The sequence below is a fragment of the Shewanella donghaensis genome (assembly GCF_007567505.1).
In the GTDB taxonomy this organism is placed as follows: domain Bacteria; phylum Pseudomonadota; class Gammaproteobacteria; order Enterobacterales; family Shewanellaceae; genus Shewanella; species Shewanella donghaensis.
This window is the reverse complement of sequence record NZ_CP041783.1, coordinates 2,383,898-2,410,655: the sequence shown is the minus strand read 5'-3', so window position 1 is coordinate 2,410,655 and position 26,758 is coordinate 2,383,898. Positions and strand designations below refer to the sequence as shown.

General features: G+C 38.3%; 28 protein-coding genes. 26 read left to right on the top strand and 2 right to left on the bottom strand.

Annotated elements, in window-relative coordinates:
- The first annotated feature begins 248 nt into the window (after window positions 1–248).
- The 20 genes from FPK91_RS10275 to FPK91_RS10180 all read left to right on the top strand — a co-directional run bounded on the left by FPK91_RS10275 (window position 249) and on the right by FPK91_RS10180 (window position 18,347).
- A complete protein-coding gene (locus FPK91_RS10275; protein ID WP_144211080.1) occupies window positions 249–680 on the top strand; it encodes a hypothetical protein in 432 nt (143 codons plus the stop codon).
- A 76-nt stretch (window positions 681–756) separates the two neighbouring features.
- A complete protein-coding gene (locus FPK91_RS10270) occupies window positions 757–1,788 on the top strand; it encodes a hypothetical protein (RefSeq protein WP_144211078.1) in 1,032 nt (343 codons plus the stop codon).
- Between the two features lie 59 nt (window positions 1,789–1,847).
- Entirely contained in the window at window positions 1,848–2,282 is a 435-nt protein-coding gene (locus FPK91_RS10265) for a hypothetical protein (protein ID WP_144211076.1), read from the top strand.
- Window positions 2,283–2,438: 156 nt separating this feature from the next.
- A complete protein-coding gene (locus tag FPK91_RS10260; RefSeq protein WP_144211074.1) occupies window positions 2,439–3,215 on the top strand; it encodes a hypothetical protein in 777 nt (258 codons plus the stop codon).
- A complete protein-coding gene (locus FPK91_RS10255; protein ID WP_144211072.1) occupies window positions 3,205–3,639 on the top strand; it encodes a hypothetical protein in 435 nt (144 codons plus the stop codon). The genes FPK91_RS10260 and FPK91_RS10255 overlap by 11 nt, the downstream gene beginning before the upstream one ends.
- Window positions 3,640–3,803: 164 nt before the next feature.
- A complete protein-coding gene (locus FPK91_RS10250; RefSeq protein ID WP_144211070.1) occupies window positions 3,804–4,241 on the top strand; it encodes a hypothetical protein in 438 nt (145 codons plus the stop codon).
- 90 nt (window positions 4,242–4,331) lie between these two features.
- Window positions 4,332–4,994, top strand: a complete 663-nt coding sequence (locus FPK91_RS10245) for a hypothetical protein (RefSeq protein ID WP_144211068.1) — start codon at window positions 4,332–4,334, stop codon at window positions 4,992–4,994.
- A gap of 146 nt (window positions 4,995–5,140) precedes the next feature.
- Entirely contained in the window at window positions 5,141–5,632 is a 492-nt protein-coding gene (locus FPK91_RS10240) for a hypothetical protein (RefSeq protein WP_144211066.1), read from the top strand.
- A gap of 78 nt (window positions 5,633–5,710) precedes the next feature.
- Entirely contained in the window at window positions 5,711–6,424 is a 714-nt protein-coding gene (locus tag FPK91_RS10235; RefSeq protein ID WP_144211064.1) for a hypothetical protein, read from the top strand.
- A gap of 91 nt (window positions 6,425–6,515) precedes the next feature.
- Window positions 6,516–8,537, top strand: coding sequence for an IPT/TIG domain-containing protein (locus FPK91_RS10230; protein WP_144211062.1), 2,022 nt, complete (start codon window positions 6,516–6,518; stop codon window positions 8,535–8,537).
- Window positions 8,538–8,701: 164 nt separating this feature from the next.
- Window positions 8,702–9,409 (top strand): hypothetical protein, encoded by a 708-nt coding sequence (locus FPK91_RS10225; RefSeq protein WP_144211060.1) that lies wholly within the window; start codon window positions 8,702–8,704, stop codon window positions 9,407–9,409.
- Window positions 9,410–9,520: 111 nt separating this feature from the next.
- Window positions 9,521–11,536, top strand: coding sequence for an IPT/TIG domain-containing protein (locus tag FPK91_RS10220; protein WP_144211058.1), 2,016 nt, complete (start codon window positions 9,521–9,523; stop codon window positions 11,534–11,536).
- A 200-nt stretch (window positions 11,537–11,736) separates the two neighbouring features.
- Entirely contained in the window at window positions 11,737–12,423 is a 687-nt protein-coding gene (locus tag FPK91_RS10215; protein WP_144211056.1) for a hypothetical protein, read from the top strand.
- Window positions 12,423–12,899 carry a hypothetical protein gene (locus tag FPK91_RS10210; RefSeq protein WP_144211054.1) on the top strand — a complete coding sequence of 159 codons (477 nt, stop codon included), beginning with the start codon at window positions 12,423–12,425 and terminating at the stop codon, window positions 12,897–12,899. The genes FPK91_RS10215 and FPK91_RS10210 overlap by 1 nt, the downstream gene beginning before the upstream one ends.
- A gap of 56 nt (window positions 12,900–12,955) precedes the next feature.
- On the top strand, window positions 12,956–14,269 hold the full coding sequence (locus tag FPK91_RS10205; RefSeq protein ID WP_144211052.1) for a hypothetical protein: 1,314 nt from the start codon (window positions 12,956–12,958) through the stop codon (window positions 14,267–14,269).
- 68 nt (window positions 14,270–14,337) lie between these two features.
- Window positions 14,338–14,766, top strand: a complete 429-nt coding sequence (locus FPK91_RS10200; protein ID WP_144211050.1) for a hypothetical protein — start codon at window positions 14,338–14,340, stop codon at window positions 14,764–14,766.
- Between the two features lie 63 nt (window positions 14,767–14,829).
- Complete coding sequence (locus FPK91_RS10195) at window positions 14,830–16,074, top strand: hypothetical protein (protein ID WP_144211048.1); 1,245 nt, start codon at window positions 14,830–14,832, stop codon at window positions 16,072–16,074.
- Between the two features lie 79 nt (window positions 16,075–16,153).
- Complete coding sequence (locus FPK91_RS10190; RefSeq protein WP_144211046.1) at window positions 16,154–16,585, top strand: hypothetical protein; 432 nt, start codon at window positions 16,154–16,156, stop codon at window positions 16,583–16,585.
- 68 nt (window positions 16,586–16,653) lie between these two features.
- Window positions 16,654–17,685, top strand: coding sequence for a hypothetical protein (locus tag FPK91_RS10185; RefSeq protein WP_144211045.1), 1,032 nt, complete (start codon window positions 16,654–16,656; stop codon window positions 17,683–17,685).
- 26 nt (window positions 17,686–17,711) lie between these two features.
- Window positions 17,712–18,347: a hypothetical protein gene (locus FPK91_RS10180; protein WP_144211043.1), complete on the top strand. Its 636-nt coding sequence runs from the start codon at window positions 17,712–17,714 to the stop codon at window positions 18,345–18,347.
- A gap of 127 nt (window positions 18,348–18,474) precedes the next feature.
- Here FPK91_RS10180 and rluF read toward each other — a convergent pair whose 3' ends face one another.
- Window positions 18,475–19,407, bottom strand: a complete 933-nt coding sequence (gene rluF, locus FPK91_RS10175) for a 23S rRNA pseudouridine(2604) synthase RluF (protein ID WP_264371781.1) — start codon at window positions 19,405–19,407, stop codon at window positions 18,475–18,477.
- A gap of 173 nt (window positions 19,408–19,580) precedes the next feature.
- On the opposite strand from rluF, the gene FPK91_RS10170 reads away from it, so the two are divergent.
- From FPK91_RS10170 to gloA2, 6 genes are all read left to right on the top strand, one after another.
- Window positions 19,581–20,027, top strand: a complete 447-nt coding sequence (locus tag FPK91_RS10170; RefSeq protein ID WP_158638079.1) for a GNAT family N-acetyltransferase — start codon at window positions 19,581–19,583, stop codon at window positions 20,025–20,027.
- A gap of 165 nt (window positions 20,028–20,192) precedes the next feature.
- Window positions 20,193–20,627: a hypothetical protein gene (locus FPK91_RS10165; protein WP_144211037.1), complete on the top strand. Its 435-nt coding sequence runs from the start codon at window positions 20,193–20,195 to the stop codon at window positions 20,625–20,627.
- Between the two features lie 125 nt (window positions 20,628–20,752).
- A complete protein-coding gene (locus tag FPK91_RS10160) occupies window positions 20,753–21,754 on the top strand; it encodes a DUF4382 domain-containing protein (RefSeq protein WP_144211034.1) in 1,002 nt (333 codons plus the stop codon).
- Between the two features lie 319 nt (window positions 21,755–22,073).
- Entirely contained in the window at window positions 22,074–23,375 is a 1,302-nt protein-coding gene (locus tag FPK91_RS10155) for a DEAD/DEAH box helicase (RefSeq protein WP_144211032.1), read from the top strand.
- A 242-nt stretch (window positions 23,376–23,617) separates the two neighbouring features.
- Entirely contained in the window at window positions 23,618–25,687 is a 2,070-nt protein-coding gene (locus FPK91_RS10150) for a PhoX family protein (protein ID WP_144211030.1), read from the top strand.
- 134 nt (window positions 25,688–25,821) lie between these two features.
- Window positions 25,822–26,208: an SMU1112c/YaeR family gloxylase I-like metalloprotein gene (gene gloA2 / locus FPK91_RS10145; protein WP_144211028.1), complete on the top strand. Its 387-nt coding sequence runs from the start codon at window positions 25,822–25,824 to the stop codon at window positions 26,206–26,208.
- Between the two features lie 13 nt (window positions 26,209–26,221).
- On the opposite strand, the gene FPK91_RS10140 is transcribed toward gloA2, so the two are convergent.
- Window positions 26,222–26,635, bottom strand: coding sequence for a MarR family winged helix-turn-helix transcriptional regulator (locus tag FPK91_RS10140; RefSeq protein ID WP_144211026.1), 414 nt, complete (start codon window positions 26,633–26,635; stop codon window positions 26,222–26,224).
- Window positions 26,636–26,758: the final 123 nt, after the last annotated feature.

Here is a 26,758-nt window from a genome sequence, read left to right as displayed (position 1 = left end):
TATTGATAGTTTTTTTACCGCATTATTGATAGTTTATTCGAGCCAAAATATTGTTTCGGCAATCGTGGTTGCAGTGTGGCGTTTTTACTTACTCGCCCCGCTAGTGGTATGCCTGCTGGGGATGACAGTTTTTGGATTATATTCACTTTATATTCGTTTTTTAATTTAAGAATACAAATAAAATTTGCAGCAACCTAAAAATGGAAAATAGGCGTTATTTACAACGCCATTAATGAAAAGGACTTTATATGAAAATAGTAATATTAATCAGCATGCTGCTGTTCAGTGTATCGGCCAATGCCCTTGAGCGATTCGCTGGGCTTAATGACGGCTCTGATGAAAATTTAAAAGCAGTCTGCAAAAACTATATGCTCAATAGTTATCTGAAAAATGATCCGGATCTATTTTTTCACTTACTACCTCAATCAATGAAAAAACGTGAAGAAAGGCTTGAAAAAAAGTGGTATGAAAATCATTTGAGCCGCTTTGGTAGTGAGCCGTTAACAGAATATGACCTTTTTGAGTTGGATGACTCGGTCATAAAGTCTTCACATAAAGGGCATTCGATAAAGCGTTTCAAAGTCAAATTTAAGGCCGGCACTATGGAGCGCTATCGCAGAAGTGCTTGCTCTTTTAAGCAAAGTGATGACCAACGATGGTATTTTAGTCAAAAACCTTAACTGATGTAATAAAAAGCCCTGTTAATTCTTAATGGGGCTTTACTTTTTAATGACCAAAAGACACTAAAGGGATGTAATGAGTTATAAAATTTGTAAGCAGACGGATGAGCGTATTGTGCTACAAGATACTGGTGGCTTTTTCGATTTCATTTTTGGAATAGTATTGGTCGTGTTAGGTTCAGGGGTTATATATTTAGGTTGGTTTGGTTATCAAGATACTGGCGAGCTACTCATGCCACTTATTATTGCCCTTGTTGGTTGTTGTTTTTTCTTCCCCGTATTTAAAGTTAACCGATTAATTATTGATGCTGTAAATAAAGAAATCATTAAAACCAAGTCTTGGTTTGGTATTACCACCAATAGAGAAGTTATAACTAACCGCAGTTTATCTTTACTGGAAATGTCAGGTTTCACCAGCGGTGAAGTTGAGGCGTTTTTTGATAGTACTGAACGGGCTAATCATCATTACAGTCTTAAATTCTACAGCTACCCTGAATGGAATCTTTTGATTAGAAGTTTTCCAACTATGCTCGATATTGCGTTGTTTATTGAGCAGCATTTTGATACCGAATTAGCCTTGATCGTGCAGCATAAAAGACATAAATTTAGCGCTATAGGCTTATTGAAAAATCATCAGAAAACCACATTACCTAATGATTCAACCGTTAAAGAAACTGGCTTTCAAGAATTAAGAATTGCCTTTACACGAGGCGGAATCATTAGGCAGTGGGCTGTGCCTGTTAGCCTTAGTATGTGGGCCATTATGACTAGCGGTTTTTTATTATATTTATCTGCGTTAGAAGGTTTTACATATATCCCTGTTGCATTGCAGTACTTATTAGCTTTCATCTTTTCATTCGGCATTAGCTTTCTTATCATTAAAAATTATGTACCAAATCACTTAAAAATAGACCATGGTAATTTGATTGTGAAAACAAGCCTATTTGGTGCGAGAAAATACCCACTATCTGAAGTGATTGGTGTGGTTAATGTGGCTAAAATAACTTATTTGATTACACGTCAAGGCTCCGAAAAACTCGCCTATAAAATACCCACTAAATACAGTTATGCGATTCATAGTTGGTTAATACCATTTGTTAAAAACTAGACCACAAATTAATATGGCCACCCATTTTTAGTGGCTCACTCCACTTTCAAGGATGATATATGTTCCGCTTTAGTTTATTACTGCTGTTATTAGGCCTAAATAATAGTGTTGCTGCCGAGAATCAAGTTCAACCAAGTCAAAATCAAGATGCTAAGTTAACCCAGCGCTGCCTTAATAGTTTTGAATTTATTGAGCAGCAAGATGTACAAGCCTACATTGCTGAAATGCCAGGGGAATATTATGTTGGGCAGGAAAAGCGATTGCAGGAGATACTGAATCGCTCACATAAACGCTGGTTTGAAAGGGGAAACACTAAACCTATAGAGGTCTTGGAGGTGACTTATCATCAGCCTAGTGAGATTAAGAAAGAACGTTTTGGCGCAATCGAAGAGGCTAGGATTAAACTATATATAGTCGGTGACTCATTTACTGCTTATGCTAATTGCAAGTATCTAAGAACTTCTAATGGCTGGTTTTTGTTTAAATTACCCTAAAAGCTTGCGTCAATAAATATGCAGAAATAACATGGTCATCCATCTTATTGGCGACCTCACTTAGCGTTAACGTGTTTATTAGTGTCTCCGTTCAATTTATAAAATAGAAATTACCATTAGTCAGGATGGCTGTTAATGAAAACAAGGAAGTAATGCATGCAGTATTCGCAGTTGCCAAAAATGGCGCGCCGGTTTATTCAATCTGATGGGTTGCCGAAGCACTTACGTTTTTCCACTAAGCTGCATTATATTTGTCGAGGTTTTGCTGTTTTGGGTTTGCTGCCGTTATCGGCATCATTGGTTATGGCTGTTACGCTTGACGGAGCAGAGCAAACTTTCTACCAAATTGTTGCTGGGCTATTACTCGTTACAGTGATCTTACTTGGGTCGCTTAAACATCATTTTGTTTTAGATAATTCGAATAAGCATTGTTTCTTTCAATTACAGCTGTTTGGTGTTTTCTTTAAAAAGAAAGCGATAACTACATTTCAATCAACGCAACTCCAGTATAGGCATAATCGTCATGACCGAAGCCAGTTTGAACTTAAAATTGGTCGCGACTCTTATAATACTGGCAGTCTTACTGACACGATGAATACAGCCTTATTTATTGCGCAAAGGTTTGATATTCAGGTGAATGAGCAAGTCAGCGATTATCCGAATATTCACCCAGTTCATATTGAAACCCTTGCATCATCGTCAACCGAGTCAATAACACCAGCTAATTTAAGTATTCAAGACGCACAGCTCATATCTACTCCCCCCAATTATGCAACTGCAAGTAATAGCAATGTGTCTAGCCAAGCCGCAGTGGACTTCATTGAACCACTATGGCGCCCCAAAAAGTTAGTCAGGATAATATATCCTTTGCCCTTTCTTATGTTATTTGCTGTGGTGATGAAGCTCATAGGAGGCTATTTAAATGTATTTTAAACAGTTGACTCCGACAAAAGCCATTATGACTAAAACACGCTCGGCAGTGATTACTCGAGGAGTCATTACTGGTATTTTTGTGCTAATGTCGTTGTTTCTTACTCTTAGATTTGAGCATTGGAGTTATGGTGAACTACTAAACTGGGCATTAGCGAATTTGCTTATTTGGCATTTGATGTTTGCTAAACGGCAAGTCACGTTTGATTTAGAATCCAATCAAATTACCACTAAAGTAACCTCTTTATATACGCTTGCAAAACAAGTTATTCCTATCAATCGGATTGCTGCAATACAATTTAGACAGGTGACAGCACGAGGTAATGGATATGGGCTTAGTTATGATTTACTCATAGTGCTAAAAGGGCAGGTCACACCGTTAAAGTTTGAAAATGGCAATTTGCAAAAGAATGGAGTCTTTAGGTGAGCAAATATCAAGACTTTGTAACGTGCCAATGATTAAGCATGATTGAGTTTTCTTAGTTTCATCGGTTGCACGTATTGCCTAGTTAAATTTAATCAATAAATGGTTAGTAACTACATAGCCATTAATAATAGCTACCAATAAAATAACTTAAAAAGGAAATTGAGTTGAAAAAAATATATTTAATCGCAGCTTCATTATTACTGAGCTCCAATGTTGCAGAAGCTAAATTTGAAGAAGATTTACAAAAAAGGTGCGTTAACATTGTTAATTACAAGTTAAGTGGCGATGTAAACTCGGTAGTAGAATATTTTTACCCAGAAACTCAAAAAAATCCTAAGTTTATTAATTTTCAAGAAAAAAGAAAATTAAAATTTACTAAGAGATATGCTAAAGAAAGAACAGTTGAAAGCATTATTGGAGTTAAAACTATAACAGAGCCTAACCCTAAAAGTGATAGTAAAGGTGCTGGATTTAATATTGTGGAGCAACTTTCTGTATTAACTCATGTTCAGTTTGCTGAAGAGAGTTCACCTAGTGAATTAAGTTGTTCATTTGGTCGTGAGAAAGAGTCAAATAGCTGGTTTTTGTTAAATGGCTTTTAGGCTTTTTTGAGGTAAGCAGAATAAGAATAGTAGATTACAAATATGTTCTACTATTCTTTTTATTTCTAATTGATTTCTAGTGAAAAGATCATGCCTTGGTTAACCAAACGACTGCAAAAATACAATAAAACTGAATCGTTATTAGTACAATTAGGCGATAATTCCAAAGTTGAGATGTCCGCTAACTTAATCGTGTGGCCTTTATCTTATAAAGCCTGGGCTTTGATATTTTTTTGTCTAATAGGTATTCCCAGCGGGCTTATATACTTCAAAACAACAGAGTATTTATGGGAAATAACTCTTACAGCAGTAGTGCTAATACTGATTAAGCATTTAGTATCCCACTTCAAAATGGGCCTAAAAGTAAAGATAACGAAAGATGCCATTGAATTGCCAGATGAGTTGGTGACAAAGTCAGCAAGCTATTTTCAAATGAGTAGGGTTGATGCAATTCATATACAACGTTTTTTCTATCATTATCACTACAAAAAAAAAGATGAAATAGTTAAGTCGGTAATGAAGGCTGAAATAATGACGCATGCTAGGTTGGTGTTGAATACTGGCGAAAAAATTAATTTATCGCGGGTTAATGTCTTCGCACTACCTGAATTAATTGAATGTATACAGGAACATCATTCACCAAACATTCGATATTACTACCCAATGCCTTTGAAGCTATTAGGCGTGATGTTTTTGTTATATGTTAGTTTTCTAGTTTTATCAAATATCTATGATTTCTCGAGCTACTTCTAAGAATGGTGCTAATGATATTTCTGCAACATTAATCCGCCCTAGGAAGTGTATTTTAAGGGGGAACTGGTTTAGTCATATAAAGGGAATGTTGAGTTGATAGCAACATTAAAAGCCAACATCAAAAATAACAGCAACAAGGACGTTTTATGTTAAGAAAGATATTTTTAGCCGCTTTGGTCGTTACAACACCTTGTCAAGCATGGGATTTAGATAAATATCCGCCTATTCCTGACAATATAGATATTTCCATACCTGAGGGAAATTGTTTAAAAGCAGCTGAAGTGATTGCTAATCAAGATGTTGACCTGTTTAAAGCTTTATTTTTTCCTACTCCAGCGACAGATGCACAAGTCACTCAGCACGTTAAAGCTAGGTATGATAAGTATTTCAAAAAGAGATATTCAGGAATTAATAATTTTAGATTGGACAGTGCCTTTAATAGCTACTTTGATAATGCAAAAAAGTCAAAAATTCACAGTGTTAGCTCGCAAGCGAAATCTAAAAATTATGATGTAGAGGTGTGGATTGGCTATGCTTTCGATTCAACAGACCCTGAAACAAATTTTGATGCAGAGGGTGGAGGCTATTGCCGTTTTGCTAAAGTCGATGAACATTGGTATATGCTTAATTTATTATAAATAAGTCATTATTAATAATAATCACCACAAAATTGATAAAGCAGCGCCTAATACTGGTGCTGCTTTTTAGGGTTCTATATGCAAGAAAAGCTTACAGTCGATGATGAAACTTGGTTTGGTTCAACTTACTTTAAAGGCATAAAACAACTTAACTCAGCGAGTAATATCACGCTCAAAATGATCTCATTTTTTTATCCATTAAAAGTGAGAACACAGTTAGTATTATCTGGTGGCTTACTGCTGATGGGGCTGCTGCCTTTTGTTACACCTAGCGCGATATCGCTATATCCAAAACTTCCAGAGATTCCATTAATCATCGTCATTATGAATGTGTGTTTGGTGCCAGGAAGTTTGCTATTACGTTATTTTTTAATTAAGCGCCAATATAAAATAGAGGCTCCACAACGTTGCCATATTAATACTGAGACGGTGTCATTACCGGTTAACAGTTTGGTTAATGAGCCTGATGGCCAATTAGAATTATCTAAAGGTGATATAAAACAAGTTGAAGTGATTTACACAGTTCAAACCAATGGCGGCAATTCTATTCGTACCGTGTATCAAGTAAATATTCACTTAGTCTCGGGTAAAACATTAAATTTGGATGTGTTTCATTATCCATTAAAGAATATATTCTATTTATTATTTTACTTTAATTACCCTGTGAAATTAACTCAGCGACGCTGGACCATGAAGTATCAGTTACATGTCGTAGTATTAATTTTTCCTGTACTAGCACATCTAGCACTAACTAGTCTGATGGTATTATTGGTGTCACCATTCAATTTATAGCAAGGTTTTATGTAATAAGCTTATTCGGTTGTGCACAAATAAGTATCGAAAGAATAATGGATTAATTTACGGTTTTATAGGGATATAAACAATGAACAACATAGTCTTTAAATTGGCAATAGTGCTTATTGCAAGCCTTGGGGTCGTCACTAGTCATAGTGCTTTCGCCGCTAAAGAAGCGCCCCTAAAAATGGGTAGCTGGGAAAATAAAGACGAAGACCGAGATGGTATACCAGATGAGCAAGATGACTATCCGTTTGATGCGACAAAGAGTCAATATCCCACTTTCATTGAAAAAGAGCCCAATGATAATCCATCCATCGCGACCCCGATAACATTAGATGTTGGTGTAAAAGTACAGGGTGTGATTAGTTCGAGCCTCGACAAAGGGGATTTATTTAAGTTTGTGGTGAATGAGCGTAAATCATTAACGGCTTTTTTTAAATCTTCCTCCGCGCGTTTTTTGCCGCAAGTTTATGTCTCAAATAAAGATGGCTTGGTAATAAATGCAATATTTTTATACAAATATACAAAACCGAATATTTACGTCGTTAATTTTCCTATTTATGACCCAGGTACCTATCAGTTAAGTGTTATTGATGAAAACTTTGCTGGAGGCGCAGATCTCACCTATGAAATGGTGTTTTTTAATGACGAAGATGTCGATTCATTCGATGATATGAAAGAGCGCGCTTTTGGGGCTGACCTAATCGAAAATGATATGGATAAAGACAAAATTCTTGATGGTCTTGAATATATATTTGGTGTTGAAACAACCGCTATCGATCTAGACAAGGATAGCATTCCTAATTGGTTAGACCAAGATTCTGACGGTGACGGTTTTGCAGATAAATTAGAGCAAAGTGTTGATTTAGATAATGATAGTTATCTTAACTTTTTAGATCTTGATGCTGACGGAAATGGTATTAAAGATAATGTAGAAAGCGGCTCAAGCACCAACCCAAATGATTTTGATAATGACGGTATTATTGACCATCTAGATTTAGATGATGATGGTGACAATATTTTCGATATCCATGACATTAATCGATTACAGGCGGCAAAAACCATAAATTGGTCAAAAAGGGGCGATTTATCTATTAAACATGTGTCGACTATTTTTGAAAACAGTAAAATAAATTTTCACCTCCGCGCTGGCGACACCTTTGAACTAACCATTGAAGGGTTCCCTAATCCTGCCGTCTCACCAGTACTCATCGTGAGTTTAAAAGGAACACTATATAACCTACAACCTAAATCCACGACTCGTGATGGTGATAAGTCATATTTACAATTTGATTTACCAATCGATTCTGGTGAAGGTGAAATGGCCATTGTGGTTGGAGATATAAAATCAGAACCTCATTATATCAATGTTGGCGTAGAGCAATTACCACTGCTGTCGGTTTCAAACTTAAAATCTGTCACAGCAGGAAGTGAAACCAGCTTGTTAGGTGAAAACTTTGATAAGGATACCAGCGTATTTTTTAATGAGAAGCAGGCGAAAACAACATTTAAAACCGCTAATGAGATAGTGGTAACTATCCCCAGTAATATTAAAAGCGGCAGTTATTCTGTTAACAATGCATACGGTAAAAGTAACTATATAAGGTTTGTTGTTCAAGAAACTGTCCAAGTGAAAGTGACGCAAAAAAATGCCTTACCCATTCACTCAATTGGTGGCTTATACCCTGAGTTTTCTAAACCTTTATTAGGTCATTCGTTTCCTGCAACCAAAATGACCGATAATCACGAGATTATCTATACCTATACCAAAAATGATGACGGCGAACTGACAGCATACCTAAGTGCTATTCAATATAAAGGGGATACCGTTGTTGAGTTTAATGATGAAAGCACTGCCGAGGCGAGTTTAGTGCTGAGTGTTATCCATTTTTATAGAGCCCAAGGCTATAGCACCAAAAAGCTGGTTAATTTAATTCGCACCACCGAGGTTTATCAACAATACATCGCAGAATCTATAGCATTTTTGGGTAAAGATACGTCATTTTTTAGTTTTAAAAATAGAGCCGACACAACGACAAAGTTTATAGATAAATATGACCTATTGATAAAAGACGAATTACTATCGAAAGGCGTAATAAAGCCATAGTGAGCAGACTACATTGTGGTGAACCAGCCGTTTTATACATATAGCATCAAAGATGAGTGTGAGTGTTCTTTTTTGATAAAGGACACCCATTCAATATTCTTTATTAGCCATTATGCTAATCGAATTACAGACGGAACTAAGAACTAAAAAATGGAATTTTTATTTTGAATAATTTGCATCATTTACTGACAGATAATCGTTGGTTTTATAGCAGCATTAGCAGAAAATATCGCAATATTAGCGCAGATAAAGCCATCACCTTGCCCATCACTTGGGGGGTTATGCGCCTGCCATGCAAGCGTGAAGTTAAGTTAGCTTCACTTTTAGCGATAATGTTACTCGTTGGCTTTGGATTATTGCATTTTACAGTGACTACGTTAGTGAATGACTTTCAGGTGCTTACAGAAAAAGAGAGTAAGCCATTTTATGGCGTCAGCATCCCCTTCATCACGTTATTTTGCCTCGTTATTTATTATCAACTTAGAGTAAAAACATCCTTACGGAGTATGGGAATCAAACCCGTAGAGCTTAAGTTTAATAAGCAAATAGAGATTGCAGCAAACCATATTAGTTTCCCTCCTTTTGTCGCTCAATTGTGTAGCGATAAATCAATTGCCAATAATGCTTCAAGTACCAGTTCAATGGTTTTATCTAAGGATAGAATTGTACGAATAGATGTTAAATGGTATGGGTTTTATGCTTCTGAAAATGGTGGTTCGATGAAGAAAAGTCAGATTTACTCGTTTGCAATTGCATTACATGATGGACAGCGTTTTGAACTGAACAGTTGGGCATTCCCGTATTCGAGTTTATTGTATTTACTGATTAAGTTTAATTATCCTGTGGTGCTGAAAAATATAAACACGGGATAAAAGGGCAAAGGCATGCAGTGCTTAAATAGCATGGCCATCTAATCCAAGTACTGCACAAATAAGTATCGAAAGAATAATGGATTAATTTACGGTTTTATAGGGATATAAACAATGAACAACATAGTCTTTAAATTGGCAATAGTGCTTATTGCAAGCCTTGGGGTTATAACGAGTCATAGTGCATTCGCCACTAAAGAAGCGCCCCTTAAAATGGGCACCTGGGAGAACAAGGATGAAGATGGTGATGGCATACCAGATGAGCAAGATGATTATCCGTTTGATGCATCTAAAAGTGAGTTATTTTTAATTCAAGAAAGTGAACAGAATAATCTGGTTGAAACGGCGGATGATTCACAAGGGCATTTCCCAATACGTATTAAAGGGGTGTTACCCCATTCGGGCGATACAGATGTATTTAAATTGCGCTTTCCAACAGCACTTATCAAACCGCATGATCGACTAAGTATCACCATTCTTTCAAGTGATGATAACTTTTATCCCACCGCAAACTTATTTGATAAAAATGGTACTCAACTTGTCACTTATCGAGAAGATAATATAAAGCCTGTGAACGGTGTAAAGTATCACTTTACTTACACTCCCAATGGTAATGACGTGGGTTATTTGAGTGTTTCTTCGTTAAGACAGGTCGGAGATGCATCTTATATTGCTGAAATATCGGTGGATAACGACGCTGATGGAATGGATGATATTAAAGAGATGGCCTTAGGTATTAATCCTCACACCGCTGATACTGATAAGGACGGAATTAAAGACAGTTATGAGTATCATGTGTATCAGCATGGACAATTAAAAACTGATTTTGATAACGATGGGATCCCTAATTTTTTAGATGATGATTCAGATGGTGATGGCCTCCCTGATCGCCTTGAATCCTTTGCTGATATTGATAAAGATAGTTTGGGTAATTTTGTTGATACAGACAGTGACGGAAATGATATTTCAGATGCTGTTGAAGCTGTAAATGTAAATCACCCAATTGATAGTGATAGAGACTCTACCCCAGACTATAGGGATTTAGACGATGATTTAGACGGTATCTTTGATAGCTACGATAGTCATCGTTTAGTTGCTGTTGAGCCGCCCGAGTCATTTAAAGCCAATATAAAATTATATGGAGTAACAACTAAGTTAAGTGAACAAGTGCAGCTAAGTCAGCAGTCACTGCAGGGACAAACTATTTCTCTATCTGGGCGATATAACAAAAATACTGAATATATTGCCGCTTTATGGATAGGCAATCAGTTATTCAACGAAAAAATTATCAGTGATGATAATGGTAAGCTTTATCTAACAATCCCACGGCTTAATGACATTCAAACCAGCAGCATTAGGAGCAGTGTATTTATTTACTCGGATGCAGATGAACGAACTAATAGCTCTAACTTTGAGTTATTGTCGCCTCATATACCCATCATTACCGAGTTTGAAAATAAATCCTACGCCAGAGGTGAAACAATAGTGCTAAAGGGCCGGAATTTCAACAGTAATACTACGGCTTGGTTTGGTGATATTAATGTCAAAAGTAGCCATTTTGCAAAAAGCACTCAAATAGAATTTAAAGTGCCTGAGAATATTAGTGAATTCTCGATACGATTACAAAATGGTTATGGTAAAGGTAATAGTGAACGTTTGATGGTTAAAAATGAATTTACAGTCAAATTATCAGTGCCTAAGGCCATCAGCAGCCAATATGAACACCTTTTTTATCATGATGCAGATGGAAATATAAAAGAGTTTGATACCACTAAACCCACGACGGTTAACTTACCGGCATTAAGCGATCCACTATTCATTCTCTCAGTAAAGAAAAATGAAGAGTACGCGAGAGTGTTTGCTTTACAAATAGAAGGTCAAGGTGTTCAAACTGTCTCATTTGAGAGCACCTTATTTGTGTGGTTGTATCGTGGGGTTCCCGGCTTGACCATGAAGTCCATGCAACAAAATTCGCTTTATCCTGAACTCTATGACTACCTCCATCAAAAACTGTCAGAAGATATTTACTTTTTTAGCTATGAGAACTCTGCCGCTCAAAATGAATTCTTTGAAAAATTACGTCAATTTGCAAACTCAGTGCCCCGTAAATCAAGGTTTAGTCATCAATAAATGCGCTTGATAAATTTGTGTAAACAAATGAGCAAAAATAAAGTTATATATTCAAGGTGAGTCTTTCAATGCTCGTGCAAGTTGTAAGTACATTAAAACTCCCGATGGTTGGTTTTTATCTTCAATCCCACAAACCGTGGGATTGTAATGTTAACTTTTACAAATAGTTTGTCGTAGGACGTTGCAGTTAAGGGAATATAATGCAGTATTCTGATTTATCTAAAAAAGCTCAAAGGGTAATTAAGCCTGACGGATTACCAGAAAAAATATGTCTAGGGACTAAAAAACATTATTATCTTCGCGCCGTTGTATTGATATTAATGTTTCCTTTGTCTGCTTCTTTGGTAATGGCAATCACCCTTGATGGAGTACAGCAAACTTTTTACCAAGTTGTGGTGGTGTTATGTATTCTCCTCGCTACTTTATTGCTATCACTTAGCCATAAATTAATATTGGATATCAGCAGTCGTACACGGTATCTAGAATTAAAAATTTGGCATTTTAGTTTACATAAAACGACATCTGAGCCCCTTAATAATACGGCGTTACTTTTACGTCGCTCGAGTGCAGACCATAAACAGTTTGAGATGAAAGTCCATCAGCACACTTATACTATTGGCAGCTTAACCGAAGCCACCGAGGCCGTTAGGTTTATCTCGTTTGTCTCTCAAATACAGGCTACTGAACAAGTTAGCCACTTTCCTGAAATTCGTATACTTGAACACGCCCCAGTTAAGATGGTAATGGTTAACGACAATAATATAGCGGGTAATCATGCCGCAGATGTCTCATCGATTTGGCAGCCGATGACTTTTGCAAAGTTTCTATTACCATGGCCATTTTTGTTATTGCTTGGCTTTGTTATACGTTTAATTGGAGCGGAGTGATGCAATTATTTAAACGTTTATCGGACACTCGAGCAGTACTGACAAATAAACGTACTGATAGTATTGGCCGAAGAATATTTGCCATTATTGTCACAGCAATGGTGTGTATCGCTGGGCTTGGCTTGAAGGGGGCTGAAATTGGCTTTGTGCTTAACTGGGCTTGTGGCGCTTTGTTTAGCTGGCATTTGTTATTTTGCCAGCGCAAAGTTGAAATTGACTTAGGTAGTACTTTTATTACCACCACTATCAGTTCGGTATATCCTATCGCTAAACAAAAGATCTCAATAGATAGCATTAAAGCATTTAGAGTAGATAAGGATATTGGTCGTAAAAATGGCTATAAATTGGTTATTATTTTTGATGAAACAAAAGCGCCGTATGGTTTTAGTTTTGGCAGTTTAAGCTCAATGAGCCTTTTAGCTTCGCAGCTATCAGCATTTTGTAATAAACCATTAATAGAGATGTCGGTGCCATAATTTCTAGTGTCAGTTAACTTTTTAAATCAATTAAACTGTAAATATCAGGGAAGATAATGAAAGTAAATAATACTCTATTGGCTTTGAGTTTAGCGCCTTGTTCAGCTGCATTGGCAAATTGTCCCGTGGAAGTAAAAATCCACGATCAACTAATACCAGATAAAGAATATCAACTTTATTATAGCTACAAATTGCATGAGAAAACCATCAACTTAGGGCGCATCTCTGCACCTTATTCGCAAACGTTTGATGTTGGTAAATGTCCTAATGTAACCAAAGCTGACGCTGATATTTTCTATATGGAAAATGGCCAGCGCCATGATGTATTCCAAGCTTCAGTATTCCCTGACGTTGCGACAATCTCTTTTAGTCATAGCGATACGATAACCAAGCGAAGTTGCATCTCATGCTCATTTGACGTGCAAATGGGTGTTGTTAAACAGGTCACTGAAAGCGGCTTAAACACTGAACTGATAGCATTACTCAAGCAGCAACCCGATTACCTTAACTATGATTTATATCATCAGTTTAGAACCCAGTTTGATGCTCGTGTTAGAAAGCTCATGAGAGCTGAAGTTGAAGCAAGATATATCACTCCGCCCAATATTGGAGTGATTGCTAAAAGCTTTCCAAATGCAAGAAACGCTACAGAACAATGGATTACCTTGTTATTTCCACAAAAAAACTTTAAAAGACTGCTTGAGTCAAAAATGCGCGATAAAGGCGCTTTTAATGACGCAAAGGCATTGCAGGCTAAGGTTAAAACGATTAACCCTAAATTCTTTCGTGAGTTAGCTAACCTGTCTAAAAGTATTAAGTCTAATGATGTTTTTTCGACTGAGGTTCAGGCATTAATCGCGCCTTTAGATTCATCCCATGACGCAGACATACAAACATTAGTTAAATTGGTTAATGGGTCATTAGCTGAAGCATTATCGTTTAATCAAGGTATCAGCAGTTTATCTATTTCGAATAAAGGGTTAAATAATCCTAAGCCAGATAACATTGATGTGTTGGTGGTCAACTGGTTTCGTGTATTGCATACAACCTCTTCTGAAACAGAGCAGCAATTAGCGATGTTTTCAAATCGTTTCAGGGATGACTTTGTCAGTAACATAAAGCAAAGGGATAACAGCATGGAGCCCATCATTACGGCAGCATTAAAGAAATACAGTAAAGCAATGCTATATGCCCCAATGGATACTAGCGACAAAGATGTGGCTGCTTATAATGGTTTACTTAACGAGTTACAGGGTAAAAGCCAGCTAAACGGTAAAAGAATCATTATCAAAGATAGTGACAATGGCCAGCAGCTTGAATGGGTATTTGAACAAGATACCTGGAAGCTTGATAGCTTTAGTCGCATTTAATTAAGGGCTTATATTGCTGTTTAATGATGTCACTACACTCGTGTCGATTTTAAAAAGGAAGAGTAAATATGGATATTTTAGTTAAAACGTTAGCATTTGTATTATTTGTTAGCTGGTCATATGACGTTCATGCTGACGGCAGAAATTATAATTTTGTTGCAGACAGCAATACCGATAGTATCTTTCTTGATAAATGTAAGATTTATAGAGACTTACTAAAAAACCAAGATGCCGAATTGTTTAAAACATTTGTTGCCCCTAAATTTCATGAACATCCTGGTTTAGTTAAGCAATTTGAAGTATACGTAAAAGCTTATGAACGAGAAGTCAGTGCAGAAACATATACTTTGAACAGTATTGTTATTGTGCAATTAGAAGATCAAAACTTTGCCGGTGTAGATTACATATATTCATCTCATAATGGCAAAGGCAGCGGTAACTCTGGTTGTACATTTACTCGTTTAGAAGGCAACCATTGGAAACTACGACCTCGGTAATATTAAGTATATTAAAAAGATCTGACAGCAAAACTGGCATGGATAAATCGATTAAGGGATAAGATGTTTAGCAAGATAACAGGGACGTTATTAAATACCACGTCATCATTTTCGATTGTTTCACCATTTGAGAAAATGAAGTGGATTTTTATATTTTTTAATCTGATTTATGTCGTGCTGGCAATAGGTGTATTCAGTCTTTCAACTGAAGCTATCGGGCGCTTAATGCTGAGCATATTGTTGAGCTTGATAGCGTTTAGCTATCAGCGTCGATGGCACTTTGATGCTTCATGCAAGCGGTTTACCCAGTTTCATGGTTTTAAGTTAGGTGCAAAACCCCTTTATACCTTTCAACAACAGAATGTTGATTACTCGATAATAAAAAATATTGAGTTAAGAGAGGTACACAATACTTATAAAGTGATTTTACATGTTAACGATAATCAGCAAACTCCAGCTTCAGACCCTATATCAATATCGCTAAAAGTTAAACAACATAAGTTGTCTGCTTTAGCGCAAAAACTTAGAATAAATTTACTGTCCCATGGGATTAATGTGATGGGTAAATTTGATACTATCAATCGCAAAGATTGGCCTGATTTTAGTTCAGTTCCCCTTGATCAAGATACGGTAAAAGCGTTTATTCGCCTTGATTTATTTAACGACCCTATAAAATTACAATTCCCTGTTACGCTATTTATGCTGCCTTTACCTCGGCAATACTTTCATCAAGTTTGGGCCTCTAGTTATATCGGCTTTTCTGTTGCCTTATTGATACTTTATTCGAGCCAAAATCTCGTTGCGGCAATCGTGGTTGCAGTATTTGGTGTTGCAGTATCTGGCGTTAGGCGAAAGTTAATCTGTGATAAACATTATACAAACGGGATAACGGCGCCAAATGAGATTGTTATCAGCGAAAACACATTAGTTATTCCTGCTGTGTATTTTGAGGACAAGCAAGCTAGGCAGATAGAAAAGGCTGCGATTAAATCAATTAATATTGAGTGGAATTGGTATAAAACTGGCTCCGGTAACGATAATGATCCCCTCAGAGTGTACAGGCGACCTTTTGTATTTAAGATAAACATTGATGTGCGTAACGGTAAATGTTTTACATTAGCTGGGCAAACATTCGATAGTAATAAATTCGTTATTGCACTGTGTAAGTTAGGCTACAGTGCGACATTGACGCAGATTCAACAAACCCCAGCAGTGTGGCGTTTTTACCTACTTGTCCCGCTAGTGGTATGCCTGCTGGGGATGACAGGCTTTGGGTTATATTCACTTTATATTCGTTTTTTAATTTAAGAATACAAATAAAATTTGCAGCAACATAAAAATGGAAAATAGGCGTTATTTACAACGCCATTAATGAAAAGGACTTTATATGAAACTAATAATGTTAATCAGCATGATGCTGTTCAGTTTATCGGCCAATGCCCTTGAGCGCTTTGCAGGAATTGAAGACGGCTCTGATGAAAATTTAAAGGCCATTTGCCAAGACTATATGGTGAACAGTTATTTGAAAAATGATCCTGAGTTATTCTTTCACTTACTGCCAAAATCTATGAAAAAGCTAGAAACCATTTTAGAAAATGACTGGCCACAAGGACATTTAAAGCGTTTTGGTAGCGAGCCATTATTTGAATATGAAGTTTTTGAAATGGAAGATAAGTTAATAGAGAAAACATATAAAGGTCACGAAATTAAGCGTATAAAAATAAAATATAAAGCAGGAATAATGAATAGTGTAAGAGGAAGTTCCTGTTCTTTTAAACTGTATGATGATAACCGTTGGTATTTTCAAAAGAAACCATAACGATATGCCCTATTGTGAAAGCAATAGGGCTTTGTTTTTAAATGGCTAAAAAATATTAAAGGGATGTAATGAGTTATAAAATTTGTAAGCAGACGGAAGAACGGATAGTTCTACAAGATGTCGGCGGTATCATAGATTTTATTTTCAGTGGGGTCATGGCATTGATTGGCGCTGGAGTAATGTATTTGAGCTGGTTTAATTACCAAGATACAGGTGAAATAGTAATGTCTTTTGTGTTTTTATTGTTGGGGAGCTGTTTTTTCTTTCCAATGTTTAAAATCAATCGATTGACTATTGATGCTGTAAATAAAGAATTAACCAAAACTAAGTCTTGGTTTGGTATTACCACCAATAAAGAAGTTATAACTAACCGCAGTTTATCTTTACTGGAAATGTCTGGCGCTACCAGCGGCGAGGTTAATGCATTTTTTGATAATCAAAAACAAGTTAGTCATCATTACCGTCTTAAATTTTATAGCTATCCTGAGTGGAATCTTTCGATGAGAGGCTTTTCAACCATGCTGGATGTTGCGCTATTTATTGAACAGCATTTCGATACTGATTTGGCGATGGTCGTGCAGCATAAAAGGCATAAGTTTAGCGTTAAAGGGTTAATGAAAAATCATCAGAAAACCCCATTACCTAATGACTCTATCGTTAAAGAAACGGGGTTTCAACAGTTAACCATATCAGCTGCAAAGGGAGGAGTAATTGGGCAGTGGATTGTGGCTATTAGCATTATCACTTGGGCAGTATTGACCAGCGTATTTTTGTTGTACTTATCTGAGATGGAAGGTTTTACATACATCCCTTTTGCTGTTCAGCAGTTAATTGCATTCATCTTTGTGAGTGGCCTTAGTTATATTAGTATTAATAGCAGTGTATCGACTCGCTTGAAGATTGACCATGGTAATGTGATTGTGAAAACAAGCCTATTTGGTGCAAGAAAATACCCATTATCTGAAGTTGTGGGTGTGGTTAATCTTGCTAAGATTACCTATTTAATTACTCGAAAAGGCGCTGAGACACTAGCCTATAAAATACCTACTAAATACAGCTATGCGATTCATAGTTGGTTAATGCCATTTCTAAAAAAATAAACCATATTATTAAAAGGAATTAATACTTGAATACTCAAATAAATACTCAAATAAATACCAAAATAAAAACCATAAAACGTGCTGTGTTACTGGGGCTGCTCTTGAGTGTTAATAGCGCTGTGTTTGCTGAAAATAGTCAACTTGCCCGCGATCAATTTGACGCTAAAACTAAGCCGATATTCGATCGTAGTCAGGTTATTTCAGAAAAACAACTCGCACTTATGCAGGAGTTTAATCAAGTGGCTGAGTCAGGAAGTGCTGTTGCGATATTCACTGGTGGCAAGGTGCAAGAGTTACAAGCATTGGGTGAACAAACTATCACAGAGGCCAATCAATTTATTACAGAGTATCAGCAGTTTCTTAGCCAGTTACCTGAAACCTCGAGTTGTTATTTACCGGAAAACGTTGAAAAGTATCAAGGTACAGTTGCTGAAATAGCAAAAGCGAATGAGGCTTTAGGTCAGTTCGTTGCGCCTACTGATTCAAATGATGAAATCGGTGCGACAATGGCTTTGTTGAATTTACAAATGCATGCAGGGCGTTTGAGCTCTGTGGTGCAGATGTTTCAGTTGGTGAAAGTTTGCTATATGACAGATGCGATGGGGTTAACGAAGGAAGATGTTAAACGTATGGCGGCTGAAAATATGGATGAGGATTATTGAGTTTAGGTTTATTGGCTAGGATAATGTTAGTCAGTTGAAAAATTTAAAGCGCCAATATGCATATATTGACGCTTTTTATGTTTCTAAGGCTAGCAAGGCTTATTATTTAATCTAAATATCGAGCCAATTAACGTGCTCGGTTCGGTTTACGGCCGCCGCTTGGCTTGCCTTTACCGCCCTTAGCTTGGGTCTTAGTTTGGCCTTTGTTGCCACCTTTTGCCTGGCCTTTATGCTTGGTGCTGCGGTTGTGCTGCATAAAGTGCTCTGGGCCTTCAATTTTTTCACGAGCTACCGTTTTAACTTTAGGCTGAGACTTTTTCTTCGGGGCTTTTTTATCTTCTGATGACGAGTCTTTAATCATGTCAAACAACTCATCAAGCTCTTGTTTGTCTAAATCACGCCATTCACCGATTGGCAGACCTTTAAGGCTGACATTCATGATTTGTTGGCGTTCAAGCTTAGTGACTTCAAAATTAAAGTATTCACACATTCTACGAATTTGGCGGTTAAGACCTTGAACCAATACGATTTTAAAAGCATATGGTGAGACTTGCTCAACTTTACACTTTTTAGTCACTACGCCCAAAATCGGTACGCCTGCGCCCATGCCTTTGATAAAGCTATCGGTAATCGGTTTATTCACCGTGACCACGTATTCTTTATCGTGGTTATTACCCGCTCGAAGGATTTTATTAACTAAGTCACCATTATTGGTTAAAAAGATTAAACCTTGAGAGTCTTTATCTAAACGGCCGATAGGGAACACACGGGTCGAGTGGTTAACAAAGTCGACGATGTTATCGCGCTCAGCACCTTCAGTGGTACTGACAATGCCAACGGGCTTATTTAATGCAATAAACACTAAATCTTCAGCATCTTTTGGCTCGATATCTTGGCCGTTTACTTTGACCTTATCGCCAAGTGACACTTGGTCACCTACTTGAGCACGTTTACCGTTAATAAATACATTGCCTTGTTCGATGAAGCGGTCGGCTTCACGTCTTGAGCAAATGCCACTTTCACTGATGTATTTATTAAGGCGGATACCTGAGTCTGTCACTATGGATTTCCTGTGAGTAGAGATTATTCTGAAGAAAGGTTAGGTTTAAGCCACACAGTTTATCAATTTTTGGCAATTTTGCATAAGCTTACTCATAAAAGAACCGATTCAAATGCTGAGTTTGTGTTTAACAATACGATTAATGGACAGAAAGGCGAGAGGGAGTCATGTACTTGCAGCTAAGGAATATCAAACCAACCGATTTAGAATGCTTATATCAGTTTCAAGCCGATCCGCTCGCCAATGAGATGGCTGATTTCCCTGCCCGAGATCGCAGCGCCTTTTTTGAACATTGGCAGACCAATATTTTGAGTAATGCTGATATCGCGGCGAAAGCGATTATTGTTGATGGTGATATTGTCGGCAGCATAGTGTTGTGGCAAAGCGACCATCAATGGTTATTAGGCTATTGGCTTGGCCGCGAATATTGGGGTAAAGGCTTTGCCTCTAATGCCTTAAGAGTCTTTTTATCGGAGCATACACAAAGGCCGATTATTGCAGAAGTGACAGAGCATAATTTCGGCTCAATTAAGGTGCTGGAAAAGAATGGCTTTAAGCATATTGGTGTTGCTGACGATCCTGATAGTGCATTGCCACTGCTTGAATTTCGCTTAAATTAATTGAGTATAACAATCGATTTGAAATTGATGCGAGGTCACAGTTAGCTACAACAGTTAGCGCTAATATGAAGAGAGTTTGCCCTAATACACTGAGTTAACCTTATTGAGTAAATCCTGAATGAGTTTTGCGGTTTACTGAGATAGTTCAAATTGTGTGGAGGTTCTATGTTTACTCATCCTTCCCTTTTAACCCGGATTGCCATTGGTAAGTTGCTAGGTTTAGTCTTTGGCGTATTGTGCTTTTGGATAGTGTCATGGTTAGCACCTGAAACCAGTTCGTTATTCTTATGGGGCTTATTGCTTTGGTATATCACCTTTGGCGCCATTATCGGTCTTGTTGGGGTATTTGATTATCATCCTATGTTAAAAATATCGCTACCCTGGTGGTTAACCGCAGTCATGATGGGCGGCTGGATGAACTTTGTTTTTACCTTTGTCGCCTATGATCAAATTCAAGCTTTAATGGTGGCCATATTTGGCGTGCGTGGTTTATTGCAATCGCCGTTTTGGTTTGTTGCAGATGGATTAATCGCTGGTTGGATTATTGGTTATTTTGCGACTAAGTTTGGCGGTTATGGACCATTAACTGCGAGACATTAACATTACTATGACGAAGGTATTAATTTTCAGGCAATGTACGGCACTTATTCGCTAATTTAGTCATTACTATTGCTGTGGATGCTAAACTATCAGTCTTAGGTTGTAATTTATAAGGTTGATATTCTATGACGTTTTCAAAGATAGCACTTCTTTTTACCGCGGCAGGGCTGCTAAGTGCTTGCGGTGGTAGTGACGATTCTACTCCGGCAATTGAGACTGGAAAGTTTAGCTTAGGGGTGTCAGATAATCCTGCTGATGCAAAAATGGTCACCATAGGCTTTAAGCAAGTTGTTCTTAAAAATAGTGCCGGTAGTATTTCATTTGATGTATCAGATAATGGCGAATTAAAGCAAGTCGATTTATTAGAATTTCAAGGCTCAGACGTTGAAACCTTAGTGAGCGGTCAAGATGTCGCGGTCGGTGAATACCAGATGTGTATTTACATTGAAAACAGTGAATTGGCTAATGAAGACAGCTCTTACGTGCAAACGATGGACGAGGCTATTGCAGGTTTAACCACGAACAGTAATGGCAGTTGTGGCGGTGTGGGCGCAGACGATGACAACACCGGTCGTTTGTTCTTCAATAAGGCCTTCACTATCGCAGCGGGTAATAATAGCTTTGTCGCAGAATTTGATTTACAGAAGGGCTTGCAAGGACCAAAAGGAAATAAAGACTACTGGACTTTAAAACCGACTTCAGTGCAATTAGTTAATACGGCTGAGGTTGGCGCTATTGCAGGCAGTATTTCTGACGATGTTATGACTCAGTGCGAAGTTGCCGCTGGTGGCTCTGAATTTAGCTCAGCAGTGTATTTATATCCAGAAGCGACAGCCCTTGAAAATATGGATGACTTTCGTGATAGCGAAAGTCAGTTCATTATGGTGGCGCCAATTGCGGCTGCCAGAGTTAATCCCGTGTTGGATGCAAACGATGACGTTGTAAGTTATGACTATGAGTTTGGTTTTGTGGTCGCAGATAACTACAGCCTAGGTTATACCTGCGTTGCGCAAAATGACGATCCTGAATTACCCAATACCCCAGAAGATGATCCAGCCTTTTTTATCCATACAGATGAACAAGAGGTTATTGTCATTAATGGTGAAACCACTGAGCGTAACTTTTAATTTTAGGATTAAATTTTAAACATTAGTGCCAATGCGAGTATCCATTTACTCGCAGTTTAACTGCTGACGGATGTGAAAAACTGCCGACAATTCTTTATGTATGCTGTAGCTATTACAGTATGCAGATAAGAAAGTCGGCATTTTTATTGGCTTAGTCATTCCCTATAGACAGTGCTTAAATCATTTAACCTCTGCTGCTGTTATTTACAACGTGACTGACTGTTATTTAAAACGTAACTGGCTGGTAATCGCAAAGGGACTGACTGGTTTTCATCGATGGCCGTGATAAACTTCAGCGCATAAATTAATAGGAGTTTTCATGTCGTTTTCTTCGTTATCTTTAATGCCTTCGTTGGTTAAGCAGTTAAATAGCTTAGGTTACGAACAACCCACACCAATTCAGCAGCAGGCCATTCCTGTGGTGTTGTCTGGTAAAGATGTACTGGCAGGCGCACAAACGGGTACCGGAAAAACAGCGGCTTTTGTATTGCCTATTATCCAAATGTTATTGCAGGACCTGGATGACAAGGCAACTAATGCAGAAGTAGATAACGCCACCAATGCTGAAGTAAATATAGTCCCTTCAAAAGAAGCCCCTAAAAAAGCAGATAACACCCAAGCATTAATCCTAGTGCCCACCCGTGAACTTGCTCAGCAAGTGCATCAAAGTGTGGAAAAGTATGCCGGTGACAGCGGCATTAACGCAGTTATTGTGTATGGCGGTGTCAGTATTAAAGCGCAAGCAGATGCGATACAAGCTGGCGCTGACATTATTGTCGCAACGCCAGGGCGATTGTTAGATCATTTACGCAATCGTGTTATGTCACTGGCCAACCTTAAACACCTGGTATTTGATGAAGCCGATCGCATGTTAGATATGGGCTTTAGAGATGAGATTATCGAGGTGTTGAAACGCCTACCTAAAGAGCGTCAAACATTGTTGTTTTCAGCGACGTTAGATGAGCGAATTTTTAAGTTCAGTAAACGTTTACTGTACTCTCCTCAAGTGATTGAAACCAGCGATCGAAACAGTACCGCAGCCAAGATTGTGGAGCGGGTATATAACCTTGATATTAACAAGAAAATGCCGGCTTTGTGTCACTTGATTAAGAAAGAGAACTGGCAGCAAGCGTTAGTGTTTAGTCGCACCAAACAAGGTGCTGATAAAGTAGTTACGCAAATGAAGCAAGCGGGTGTTAATGCAGCCGCTTTTCATGCGGATCTTTCGCAAACCATGCGTGAAACCGTGTTAGCCCAGTTTAAGTTAGGTGACATTAAAGCGCTGGTAGCCACCGATGTTGCAGCAAGGGGCTTAGATATTAATGAGCTTAACTATGTGGTTAATATAGAACTGCCTTTTCAAAATGAAGACTATATTCACCGCATTGGGCGTACAGGCCGCGCTGGCAAAGAAGGCCAAGCCATTACCTTATTAAGTGTTGATGACGAGCCGCAATTAATAAAGTTAGAAGCCTTTTTAGATAGACGTTTACCACAACAATGGTTAGTGGGTTTTGAGCCTGACTTAACCCAAGTTGCTTCAGTGACTCGTAAAACAAAAAAAGGTGCATTGAAAAAGCAAGCGCTCAAAAAAGCCTTAGCGCAGTCAAAGCGAAGATAACGATTTTGAGCGATATTTTAATGCTCTCAATAACAATTAGTTAGATAAACGTGCTCTAACATCTGTCTGGCTGCTAACTCTCCAGTGGCTAAAGTCACATTTTCATACCTGTTCATTATTTTGATATATAACCGTCATCTTGTTGTCATCAAGATGGCGTGAATTTGTCACAAACTCTGCTTATCTTATGTTCACTAATTTAGAACGCTAATTAATGATGTGAGCAAACTTAAGGATAGATTATGAGCAAGGCAACATTCGACCCAACAAAATATAATAAAAGTAATAATGTGCCATTTGCCACGGTGATGGAGAATCATTTATCACGTCGTGACTTTGTGAAACGTGGTTTAGGCTTAAGTGCTATGACGGCGTTTGCTGGTGCAGGATTAACGGCTTGTGGTTCTGACAACGATTCTGGTAGCACACCGCCGCCAACAACGACACCACCACCGACAGTAACACCACCTGCTAAAAGCTCTGCTGTTTTAGGTTTTGATTCAATCGCGGGTTCTAAATTAGATGCTGTGGCAGTGCCTGCTGGTTATTCAGCTTATGTACTCGCACCTTGGGGAACACCATTAAATAGTAAAGCGAATGCTTGGAAAGATGACGGTTCAAATACAGCTTTAGACCAAGAGAACGCTGTGGGTATGCATCATGATGGCATGCATTTTTATCCATTAAATGATGCCGCAGATGACGGTTTATTATGTATTAACCATGAATATATCAATCAAAATGCCTTACACCCAATGGGGCCGACGGCTGATGCGAATGGTAAGCGCACGGTAATTGATGAAATCCGCAAAGAAATTAACGCTCATGGCATCTCAGTGGTGCGTATTCAGCTAAAAGATAATATGTGGCAAGTGGTTGAAAACGATCCACATAATCGCCGCTTTACTGGTGCAACTGTGATGGATATCGCGGGCCCATTAGCTTATTCATCATACCTTGAAACACGCTACTCACCAGATGGAAGCCAAGCTCGTGGTACGTTAAATAATTGTGGTAATGGCTACACACCTTGGGGCACTTATCTTACTTGTGAAGAAAACTGGCCGGGGTATTTTGTTAGTCATGGCACCTTAACTGAAGATCAAAGCCGTATTGGTATTTCAACTACAGATACGCGTTATGGCTGGAACCACTTAGCGGGTGATGACGATGAACGTTTAGATGAATTCGCTCGTTTTGATATTACGCCTACAGGCTCAAGTGCGGCTAACGATTATCGCAACGAAGCAAACGGTCACGGTTATATTGTCGAGATTGACCCATACAACCCTAACTCACGCGCAGTAAAACGTACCGCTCTAGGCCGTTTTCGTCATGAAGGTTGTACTTTTGGCAAGCTAGAAGCAGGCCAGCCTATTACTTTTTACTCTGGCCATGATTCGCGATTTGAGTATTTATATAAGTATGTTTCTGACGCGGTTTGGGATGAAGCTGATGCAAATGCTACTAACCGTATCGCAATGGGCGATAAGTACATGAATGCGGGTACGTTATATGTGGCTAAATTCAGTGAAGATGGCGTTGGTGTTTGGTTACCATTAACCTTAGATAGCACGACGACTGATGGTAAAACATTGGCTGATAGCTTTGATTCAGTAGCCGCGATTATATTAAATACCGCTGGTGCGGCTGATTTAGTTGGCGCAACGCCGATGGATCGCCCTGAGTGGGCAGCTGTTGATCCATTTACTGGCAGTGTGTATCTCACCTTAACCAATAACACTAAGCGCACTGAAGAAACCAATGCTGCAAACCCACGTTTAAATAACAGCTTTGGCCATATTATTCGCTGGGATGAAGGCGAAGCTGCAACTGAGTTTAGCTGGGATATTTTTGTATTTGGTGCACCGACAGATGCTGATGCAGATACAAACCGTTCAGGCTTAAGTGATTTGAATCAGTTTGCCAGCCCTGATGGTTTAGCGTTTGATCAGCGCGGTATTATGTGGGTGCAAACCGACAATGGCGCTGATGAAGTTGAAGACTACACCAACGATCAAATGTTAGCGATTGTGCCATCAACCATGGTTGATGCTGATGACAAACAACAAGTGATAACAGCAGATAATCAAACACAGCTTAAACGTTTCTTTGTTGGCCCTAATGGCTGTGAAGTTACTGGTTTTGCGATTACATCTGATTACAGCACGGTGTTTGCCAATATTCAGCATCCAAGAAATTGGCCGTACTCAAGCAATGCTGCTGAGCAAACACCTGCAGGCATGACATTGCGTCCACGTGATGCCACAGTGGTTATTCGTAAAGATGATGGCGGTGAAGTCGGGGTATAAAGCTTCAGATTGACTTGCTAAGAATCAGCGACTGAATTACAACTGAGTTGCGAAAGGAAAAACCTGCTGAATAAAACCCTGATAGACTCTCTATCAGGGTTTTATTATTTTTATCATAGATCGAAAGGGATTTTATGTTTAATGGCATTCATCATGTGGCGATCATTTGTGACGATTACCCGCGATCAAAACACTTTTACACTGAGGTTTTAGGCTTTACAGTCTTGGCTGAAAACTATCGTGAAGATCGTCAGTCATATAAGCTGGATTTACAGCTGGCTGATGGCAGTCAAGTTGAGCTTTTTTCGATTCCTAATTCACCTAAACGCCCCAGTTATCCTGAGGCACAAGGACTGCGTCATTTAGCCTTTAAGGTGACCGATATTGATATGGTAGTGGCGCATTTAACCTCAAATAATGTCGATGTTGAACCGATTCGAATCGATGAATATACTGGCAAAAAGTTCACTTTCTTTAGCGATCCCGATGCCTTGCCATTAGAGATCTACCAAACGGTGTGATCAACAATACGCTTTAACCGAGTTTACGTAAAAGCTCGCTTAATTGAGTCAACTGCTTTGAACTCAAATGTTGAGTCAGCCCATCACTGCAACTTTGGCTGGTGGCTAATGCATCTTGGTATAAAGTATTTCCCGTATCGGTAAGCTTTACTAAGCTAACCCGAGCGTCTCTGCTATTTTTCTCTTTTTCTACTAGGCCATTCTTTTCCATGGGCAGTAATAAACGCGTGACACCCGATGCTGTGAGGTTAATGGCATCTGCCAATTGAATGCGGCTAATGACCTTATTGGGCGCTTGCGCTAATTGATGCATTACCATGAATTCGGTAAAGCTAATGCCATGTACGCTTAAGGCGCGATCAATTTTTTTATTGAACTGTCCAAAGCTGGACGATAATTCAAACGCGATAGACAGTGAATCTGACATGATTTTTCCTAGTGATATTCTGTGGTGTGATGATTATTTGATTGCTAAAAGGTTGACTAGTCAAGTATTGATCAATAAGTTTAATATAACAAGCTTTTCTTGAAATGTATGATTTCAAGCCCA